Origin of the sequence: Actinomadura sp. NPDC000929, assembly GCF_040492065.1 — a bacterium.
Classification (GTDB): domain Bacteria; phylum Actinomycetota; class Actinomycetes; order Streptosporangiales; family Streptosporangiaceae; genus Spirillospora; species Spirillospora verrucosospora.
In genome coordinates, this window is the sequence record NZ_JBEUPA010000003.1 from 152,894 (window position 1) to 160,727 (window position 7,834).

General features: G+C 72.8%; 10 protein-coding genes. All 10 read right to left on the reverse strand.

Going from position 1 to position 7,834, the window contains the following annotated elements:
- Window positions 1–165 precede the first annotated feature (165 nt).
- Window positions 166–1,410, reverse strand: a complete 1,245-nt coding sequence (locus tag ABWI04_RS02240) for an amidohydrolase family protein (RefSeq protein ID WP_353831213.1) — start codon at window positions 1,408–1,410, stop codon at window positions 166–168.
- Window positions 1,394–1,879 (reverse strand): VOC family protein, encoded by a 486-nt coding sequence (locus ABWI04_RS02245; RefSeq protein WP_353831214.1) that lies wholly within the window; start codon window positions 1,877–1,879, stop codon window positions 1,394–1,396. The genes ABWI04_RS02240 and ABWI04_RS02245 overlap by 17 nt, the downstream gene beginning before the upstream one ends.
- Entirely contained in the window at window positions 1,876–2,784 is a 909-nt protein-coding gene (locus ABWI04_RS02250; RefSeq protein WP_353831215.1) for an alpha/beta fold hydrolase, read from the reverse strand. The genes ABWI04_RS02245 and ABWI04_RS02250 overlap by 4 nt, the downstream gene beginning before the upstream one ends.
- Window positions 2,781–3,647: an NAD(P)-dependent oxidoreductase gene (locus tag ABWI04_RS02255; protein WP_353831216.1), complete on the reverse strand. Its 867-nt coding sequence runs from the start codon at window positions 3,645–3,647 to the stop codon at window positions 2,781–2,783. The genes ABWI04_RS02250 and ABWI04_RS02255 overlap by 4 nt, the downstream gene beginning before the upstream one ends.
- Window positions 3,644–3,976, reverse strand: coding sequence for a Dabb family protein (locus tag ABWI04_RS02260; RefSeq protein ID WP_353831217.1), 333 nt, complete (start codon window positions 3,974–3,976; stop codon window positions 3,644–3,646). Before ABWI04_RS02260 ends, ABWI04_RS02255 begins: the two co-directional genes overlap by 4 nt.
- A complete protein-coding gene (locus tag ABWI04_RS02265) occupies window positions 3,973–5,472 on the reverse strand; it encodes an aldehyde dehydrogenase family protein (RefSeq protein ID WP_353831218.1) in 1,500 nt (499 codons plus the stop codon). Before ABWI04_RS02265 ends, ABWI04_RS02260 begins: the two co-directional genes overlap by 4 nt.
- Window positions 5,469–5,771 (reverse strand): NIPSNAP family protein, encoded by a 303-nt coding sequence (locus ABWI04_RS02270; protein ID WP_345174042.1) that lies wholly within the window; start codon window positions 5,769–5,771, stop codon window positions 5,469–5,471. Before ABWI04_RS02270 ends, ABWI04_RS02265 begins: the two co-directional genes overlap by 4 nt.
- A 22-nt stretch (window positions 5,772–5,793) precedes the next feature.
- A complete protein-coding gene (locus ABWI04_RS02275) occupies window positions 5,794–6,429 on the reverse strand; it encodes a cysteine hydrolase family protein (protein ID WP_345174044.1) in 636 nt (211 codons plus the stop codon).
- Window positions 6,426–7,127 carry an MmgE/PrpD family protein gene (locus ABWI04_RS02280; RefSeq protein WP_353831219.1) on the reverse strand — a complete coding sequence of 234 codons (702 nt, stop codon included), beginning with the start codon at window positions 7,125–7,127 and terminating at the stop codon, window positions 6,426–6,428. The genes ABWI04_RS02275 and ABWI04_RS02280 overlap by 4 nt, the downstream gene beginning before the upstream one ends.
- Window positions 7,124–7,834, reverse strand: a 711-nt coding sequence (locus ABWI04_RS02285) for an MmgE/PrpD family protein (RefSeq protein WP_502913112.1), incomplete at its 5' end; no start/stop codon positions are given. The genes ABWI04_RS02280 and ABWI04_RS02285, both read right to left, overlap by 4 nt.

Consider the following 7,834-nt stretch of genomic DNA (forward strand, 5'->3'; position numbering starts at 1 on the left):
GCCCGCCACACCGCAGCGAGAGGGCATGAGGCTGAGGTTCATACTTCTTGGGGACGAGCCTTAGCCTCCCGGCGCAGAGGCGCTTTTCTTGTCTGGACGGTCACTCCGGACCCGCCGGCCAGTGAAAGCCTGTGGCTAACACTGACACGAGCGCCGGTTTCGGTTTCAGGTCGTCCAGACGCTTGAGCTAGCGCCGCCCACTATGCGGCCTCGCTTGATGGTGGTTCGGCGGCCGGGGGCGTTCCGGAGCACGTCGCTGAGGTGGGTGGCCGAGAACAGCACCAGGTCCGCCGCGGCCCCCACCTGGACGCCTTCGGCCGGTGCGCCGACATAGTGGGCCGCGTTCACCGTCACCATGTCGAAGACCTGCCTGAGTTGCCGGTCCGACCACATGCGGGCGGCGATGGCGGTCACCATGGCGACCTCCACCGGATCAAGTCGGCCGAACGGGAACCACATGTCGTTCATGTTGTCGCCTCCCGCGGCGACGGTGACGCCATGGGCGAGCAGCGACCTGAGACGGGCCACTCCCCTGCCTGGCGGGCGGGGGGAGTCCCCCACCAGCAGCAAGTTGCCCATAGGGCAGACGCAGACGGCGATCCCGGCGGCGAGCACTGCTTCGACGACCTCGGTGGCGGTCGTTTCGTCGTAGGCGTCCAGGGCACAGCAGTGGCCGGCTCGGACGCGGCCGGTGAGGCCCGCGTCGATGGTTCTGCGCGCGAGTTCCTCCAGGTCGCGCTGGGCGGGGTCGTAGCTGTAGTCGCAGTGGACGTCGAGGTCCGCACCGGTCTCCGCGGCCAGTTCGACGAGCAGGTCGAGGTGCCGGAGCCGGTCTTGGGGCTCTTCCACGTCGGGGGCCCCGCCGAGCACGTCGGCGCCTGAGGTCAGGGCTTCGCGGAGGAGCCGTAGTGCTCCGGGGTCGCGGACGATGCTCTCCTGGGGGAACGCCACGAGCTGGATGTCGAGCAGGTCGCGGTGGCGGTCCCGCAGGTCGGCCATGACGCCGAGGGCCGACAGTCCCCCCACCGGGTCGACGTCGACATGGGCGCGCAAGGTTCCCACACCGTGACCGACGGCGAGCCGGATCGCGGTGGTCGCACGGTCTCTCAGTTCCTCGGGGGTGTAGCGGGCCTTGACGTACCGGGTGCGCTCAAGCGCGGCTTCCAGAGGATGGTCATGGTCGCTCGGGGGCAGGCTCGGGTGTGTGAGCGCCTTGTCCATGTGGAAATGAGGTTCGACGAAGGCGGGCGTCAGAAGCCCGCCCTCCGCGTCGATGATCTCCACGGTCGGCGGGGCCGGGAGGTCGCCGATCGCGGCGATCCGCCCGCCGGCCAGGTGGACGTCGACCGGGGCGGTCGAGTCGAGCAGGCGGGCGCCGCGGATCAGCAGCGGTTCAGGGTCCGGTCGCATCGGACTGTTCCTGCTCGGTACCGAACCCGTCCAGAGCGCTGCGCTCCTCCAGGGTCGTCAGCTCCTCGAACAGCGTGATCTGCACGCCGCCGGGCGCGTCCAGGCGGGCGTTGAGCGACTGCCAGGGCGTGACGGTGGGCGGGGCGACGGGTTCGGCGCCCGCGTCCAGCAGCCGGTCGTTGACCGAGCGGGTGTCGCCGACCTCGAACGCGACCCTGAACTTCGGCGCGACCTGCCGGCCGACCTCCACATCGTCGATGAGCCGCTTCTGCGCCGGGTTGGCGATCTCGAGCGTGGCCCGGCCGGCGTCCAGGATCACTACCCGGGCGTCGCCCTCACCCGAGAACGCGGCCTGCTCGGGCAGGCCGAGCGCGTCGCGGAAGAAGGCGACGGCGGCCTCGTAGTCCTCCGCCACGACGACGAGGCGCAGTTGGCGGACGGCAGGAGCGTCGTCTCTTTCGGTGGTCATGGCAACTCCTTCTCTTCGAGCCGTACGGGTGTCATGCCGACAAGACCGCGCCCCAAGGTGGCGGGGTCCCTGGGCGTCCACCGGCCGTGGGTGACCTTGTCCAGGAAGTCGTCGAGCACCGCGTTGAACGCCGCGGGCTCTTCCAGGTTGAGGGTGTGGCCGGTACGCGGAAGCACCGCGAGCGCGGCCCCGGGGATGGTCCGCTTGAGCATGACCTTGACGTCGAGGCAACCGTCGTCCTCGTCGCCGACGACCAGCAGGACGGGGGTCCGCACCGCCGCCAGGCGGTCGCGCAGGTCGTACAGCGAGGGGCGTTCGGCAAGGACCTGGGAGAACGTCAGGGACATGCCGACCGGGTCGCGTCCGGCGAGCCGTTCGCAGAACGAACGCCATCCGCCGGGGTCCTTGAGCCGGTACTGCACGCGCGTGGGGCCGTTCTGGTAGGCGTTCGCGGCGGCCCGCACGTCCTCCCGGAACATGCGGGCGGCCGTGCGCGCCTCTTCGGTGAACCCGGCCCGCTGGTGCGGCGCCGAGCCGTATCCGGCCCCGGCCACCGTCGCGCTGAGGCAGCGTTCCGGGTGCTGCAGCATCAGGTGGACGGCACAGAATCCGCCCATCGAGAGGCCTACGACGTGGGCGGCGTCGAAGCCCAGCCCGTCCAGGACGGCGATCGCGTCCTGGACGGCGATGTGCTGCCCGTAGCTGTCCGGGGCGGCTGGGACGTCGGACGGCGGGTAGCCGCGAGCGTTGTAACGGACGCAGGTGTACCGGTCGGCGAAGTGCGCCACCTGCGCGCGCCAGTCGTGGAGGTCACCGGCCACCTCATGCAGGAAGAGCAGGGGCGGGCCGGCCCCTTCCACCTCGACCGCCAGGCGAGTGCCGTCAGGGGTCGTCACGGTGGTCATTCCGGCACCTCCCCCGCCCGGGCGGCCTTGAGCGCGGCCCATGCCGGCCACACATGCCGCATGAGCTGGAACGCCAGCGCGGTGACGGGCATGGGGAAGTCGCCACTGTCCGCTTCCCGCTGCACCGACCGCATGTCCTTCAGGAGGATGTCGAGGTCCTCGCCGGGCACGTAATGCTCCCACCAGGGCTTGACGCGCCGCCAGTTGTCCACGACCCAGCTGCCGCCCACGCTGACCGACAGCATCTCCATCAACTGGTCTTCGCCAACGCCGAACTCGTCGGCCAGACGGATCGCCTCGTACACGCCCATCATGTTGACGCCGAAGGTGAGTTGCACGGCGAGCTTGGCCGCCTGAGCGGTGCCCACCTCCTCGCCGACATGGAAGATGTTGCGGCCCATGAGGTCCAGGAGGGGGCGAAGCCGCCCGAACACCTCGGGTGCGGCCGACACCATCAGCGTCAGTGCGCCCGCCTCGGCGCCCCAGGGTCCCCCGGACATGGTCGCGTCGACGGCGGTCACGCCGTGTCCGCCGAGTTCGGCCGCCAGCGCGCGCATCGTGGACGGGTCGAGGGTGCTGGCCACGACGACGGTGAGCGGGCGGCCCTCCCGGACGACACCCTGCTCGCCGAGCAGGACCTCGCGGGTCTGCGCGGCGTCCCGCACCACGGACAGGATCACGCCCGAGGACGCCCTGGCCGCCTCCCGGGGGGAGTCCACCAGCCGGATGCCCGCCTCGGCGGCCTTCTCGCGGCGTTCCGGTGAGGGATCGTATCCGTGTACTTCGTGGCCGCCCTTGACGAGGTTGCCGGCCATTCCGAGCCCCATCGCGCCGAGGCCGATGAAGCCGATGCTTTCCGTCATGTCCGCTGCGCTCCCTGGGATGCGAGGCCGGTGGCGGCCGCCGGCAGGTCGACGACCAGCACCGAATCGGCCGCCGCGGGCAGTTCGCGGGCCAACTCGGCGTGCCGGGGGTTTCGAAGGTAGGCGTCGCGGGCGCTCTCGCCGGGGAAGGCGATGGCGAGCCCGGTCGTGTAGCCGCCGCCGAACGGCTCGATGCTCACGTCGGGGCCGGCGTAGACGTCGCCGGCGCCCAGTTCGGCGGCGAGCGCGGCGAGCCGGGAGGTGAGGTCGTCTGCCCGTGACTCCTGTCCGTCCCGGGGCCTGACGAGCACGATGTGGACGAGGCTCATCGGGCCGGCTCCGCTCTGGTGAACGGGCTCACGCGGGGTTCTCCGCGGAACTGCACAGTCTTGTACTCGGTGAACTCCCGCATCCCCTCCTCGCCGCCCTCGCGTCCGAAGCCGGACGCCTTCACGCCGCCGAACGCCAGCGCCGGTGACCCGTCGCTGGCGGTGTTCACCCAGACGGTGCCGGCCTGGAGCTCGCCGCTGACCGCGAAAGCACGGTCGAGGTCCCTGGTCCACAGGGACTGGGCGAGGCCGTACTCGGTGGCGTTCGCCAGCTCGACGGCCTCCCGGTCGGTGCTGAACGTCGTCACCGACAGGACGGGCCCGAAGATCTCCTGCTGGAACACCGGCGACTCGCGGTCCACGGAGGCGAGCACGGTCGGCTGGTAGAAGGCGCCCTCCGCCAGTTCGGGGGCGTCGGGTGAACTCCCGCCGGTCAGGACCTTCCCGCCGGCGTCGACCCCGGCGAGCACGGCCGCGTGGACCCGGTCCCGGTGCTCGTGGTGGATGAGCGCCCCGATGTCGGCCCGAGGATCGTCGGGCATCCCCACCCGCAGCGCGGACGCGCGGGCGGCGACGGCGGCGGCGAAATCGTCGGCCACGGTCTCGTCCACGAGCAGCCGCGAGCTGGCGACGCACGACTCCCCCTGGTTGGCGAAGGCGGCGAAGACGATGCCGTCGGCCGCCGCTTCCAGGTCGGCATCGGCGAAGACCACGTTGCCGGTCTTGCCGCCCAGCTCCAGCCCGACCCGGGTGAGGGAGTCGGCGGCCGCGCGCATCACCTCCCGGCCGACCCGCGTTGATCCGGTGAACGAGACATAGGAGACCAGGGGGTGGGTCACCATGGGGAGCCCGGCGCCGGGCCCCGTGCCGGTGACGACGTTCACCACGCCGGGCGGGAAGCCCGCGTCCTCGCAGCGGGCGGCGATCTCCAGCGCGCTGCCGGAGGTGAACTCCGACGGCTTGACCACCACGGTGCATCCGGCGGCGAGGGCGTAGGGGAGTTTCTGCAGGAGGACGAGCGCCGGGAAGTTCCACGGGATGATCAGCGCGGCGACCCCCACCGGTTCCCGGGTCGCGAGCGCTGTGTACGCGGGTGCCAGGCCGGTGTAGGCCTCGCCCCTGGACGTGCGGGCGAGCGCCGCGGCCTGCCGGACGTGCGCGATGCCGAGCTCGATGTCGCCGCGCGCGAACGCCAGCGGCTTCCCGACCTCCTCGGAGTCGAGGGCGGCGAGCCGGTCGGCGTCGTGTTCCAGGAGGGCGGCCAGGTTCTCCAGGAGCCTGGCCCGGGCCATGGCGGGGGTGCGTCGCCACTGCTCGGACGCGAACGCCCGAGCGGCGGCGCAGGCGGCGGCGTCCACGTCGTCCGCCGTGCCGGCGGCGTAGCGGGCCACGACCCTGTTCGAGGCGGGGGCGCGTCGCTCCAGGAGCGGGCCGTCGACCCGCTCTCCGGCGATGTGGTGGCCGTGGACGCGGACGGCGGTGTCACGGGAGCTCATCGGCTCAGCTCCACGATCTCGCCGCCCGCGATGTGCGGGACCTGGCCCCGGCCGGCCTCGACGACGGCCTGCCATTCGGGATCCTCGCGGAACGCCGTCCAGCGGGTCTCGCGGTCGTGCTCGTCGGCGAACTCCAGGACGTAGACGAGTTGCTCCCCCTTGGTCAGCCGCCGCAGCCACGGGCCGTGCGCGGTGATGCCGTGCTTGGCGAACAGAGGCAGGCTGGTGCCGGTGAACTGGTCGAGCAGCGCCTCGGTGTGGCCGGGCGTGATGGTGTAGTAGCGCAGTTCTGCGATCATGTGGCCTCCTCGTCGGATTCGGTCAGGTCCAGGCGGCAAGGACGTCCCCGGTCGCCGCCACCACGGCGAACCGGCTCTCGGCGGTGCTGAGCGCCGCGGCGTGCAGGCCCATGTCCCACGACGCGCAGGCGTCGGCGGCGATGGTGACGTAGAAGTCGCGGGCGAACGCCTCGCGGGCGGTGGTGTCCACGCAGACATTGGTGGAGACGCCGCAGCAGAGGACGCTGTCGCGTCCCAGGCTGCGCAGGATCAGTTCCAGGTTGGTCCCGGTGAAGCCGCCGTAGCGGTACTTCTTGACGACATGGTCTCCGGGCCGGGGCGCGACCTCCTCGGCGATCTCCTGCCCCCAGGATCCGTCGAGGCAGATGTCGGGGGCGGAGTACGCGGCGCGTGAGCGCGCGTCCCGCCACACCGGTGAGTCGCCGGCGCCGCCCGGCAGCGTGGTGTGCTGGCTGTGGATCACGGCCACCCCGGCCTCGCGGGCGGCCTCCGCGAGGCCGGCGGCGACGGGCAGGATCCGCTGGGCGTGGCTGACGTCCCGGCCGCCCACGGTGGCGGTCTTGCCGCGTGGATGGACGAAGTCGTTGGACAGGTCGATGAGGATCAGCGCCGTCCGGTCCGGCCGCAGCCGGTCGGCCAGCGTGGCGGTCGCCGTCATGACAGGGCCTCCGCGGCTCGCTCGATCGGGTTCGGCCGCCGCTCCTCCCGGCCGGGCGGCGGGGTTCGGCCTTCCGCGGTCGGGAGCGCGGTGACGAGCCACCGCCGGCCGAGCCGGTCGGCGGCGGCGGCCGGGTCCGCGGTGGGCGCCATCAGCGCGTACAGGCCGCGCCTTCCTTCCAGCCCGGTGACGGGAGCGGTCATGCCCGCGCCGGCCAGCCGGGCGGCCTCCAGTCCGTTGCGGGCGGCCATGCGTCGCTGGAACGTTCCGAGCGGGGTGTCCGAAAGGATCTCCAGGCCGGACGCCTGGGTGACGGCGATGCCGACCGCGCGGGCCGTCGCCTCCCCGTCCAGGCCGTCCTGGCGGGCGGCGGCGCAGGCGGAGCCGACGAGCACGGCCGCGCACACCGGATCCCACCCGCCCACGACGTGGCCGTCCAGCGAGTCGCGCACCCGCAGAGCGGGTTCCAGCCCGGCGGCCAGACTCTCCGTCGCGAGGTCGTCGGCGCTGCCGGCGTGATGCAGGAGGGCGCAGGCGACCCAGTAGGCGACCGCCGCCCGCTGGTCGCGGACGGACGCTGTCTCCAGTCCGGACAGGTTCTCGCACAGAGCCGCCGCGGCGGCGGCCGCGTCCGGCGGGACGGGCGTCTCGGCGACGAAGCCGGCGACGCTCGCGGTCGTCCCCTCGGTAGCGGTCATCGGGCCACCACTTCCCTCCGGGTCTCCTCCAGCAACGCCTGGACGGTCCCCGGTCCGGACCCCTCCCCCAGGCGCGCGACCGCGTCCCAGATCGCCTGTGCCCGGCCGGGCGCCAGGGCCTCGGCCTTGCCGATGAGCTCGTCGTCGGTCAGCGGGCGCAGCAGGCTTCCCCGCGCGTGCTCGACGGCCGACACGACGGTTCCCCCGTCGACGGTGTGGATCTCCAGTACGGCCGAGTCCCGCGGCATGCGCGGTTCCGGGCACAGGTCGACGCGCGTCCGCAGGCGGGCCAGCACCGGGTCCGCCGCCGCCGCGTCGCCGAACTCATCGAGCCCGCCGGTGCCGCGGGCCAGGCCGGCGGCCACCCCGTGCACCGCCGAGAAGCGCGCTTGCAAGCCGGTCCGCGGCTCGAGCCGCCCCATCAGCTCCGGGACCAGCGGATGGCAGCGGTAGCGGATCCGGACGACGTTCGCCGGGGCGACACCGCGGTCATGGGCTCTGACGGCCGCGTCGATGCCGGGGTGCGCGACGATGCCGCAGGGATAGGGCTTGAAGGTGTTGTCGGCCAGCTCCCACCGCGTCCCGAACCGGTCGAGAAGGCGGCCCGGGGACCGGCCCCCGGGCGCGAGGGCGCGCAGCAGCCCGCCGGTGTCGGGGAGGACGGCCGCGGCGCCCACGGTGAACCGGCCGCGGCCGGCCTCCGCCGC

Bases quoted from the DNA above. Each gene is read 5' to 3' on its own strand.
- ABWI04_RS02240 (WP_353831213.1), bottom strand. From the start codon at position 1,410: ATGCGACCGGACCCTGAACCGCTGCTGATCCGCGGCGCCCGCCTGCTC.
- ABWI04_RS02245 (WP_353831214.1), bottom strand. From the start codon at position 1,879: ATGACCACCGAAAGAGACGACGCTCCTGCCGTCCGCCAACTGCGCCTC.
- ABWI04_RS02250 (WP_353831215.1), bottom strand. From the start codon at position 2,784: ATGACCACCGTGACGACCCCTGACGGCACTCGCCTGGCGGTCGAGGTG.
- ABWI04_RS02255 (WP_353831216.1), bottom strand. From the start codon at position 3,647: ATGACGGAAAGCATCGGCTTCATCGGCCTCGGCGCGATGGGGCTCGGA.
- ABWI04_RS02260 (WP_353831217.1), bottom strand. From the start codon at position 3,976: ATGAGCCTCGTCCACATCGTGCTCGTCAGGCCCCGGGACGGACAGGAG.
- ABWI04_RS02265 (WP_353831218.1), bottom strand. From the start codon at position 5,472: ATGAGCTCCCGTGACACCGCCGTCCGCGTCCACGGCCACCACATCGCC.
- ABWI04_RS02270 (WP_345174042.1), bottom strand. From the start codon at position 5,771: ATGATCGCAGAACTGCGCTACTACACCATCACGCCCGGCCACACCGAG.
- ABWI04_RS02275 (WP_345174044.1), bottom strand. From the start codon at position 6,429: ATGACGGCGACCGCCACGCTGGCCGACCGGCTGCGGCCGGACCGGACG.
- ABWI04_RS02280 (WP_353831219.1), bottom strand. From the start codon at position 7,127: ATGACCGCTACCGAGGGGACGACCGCGAGCGTCGCCGGCTTCGTCGCC.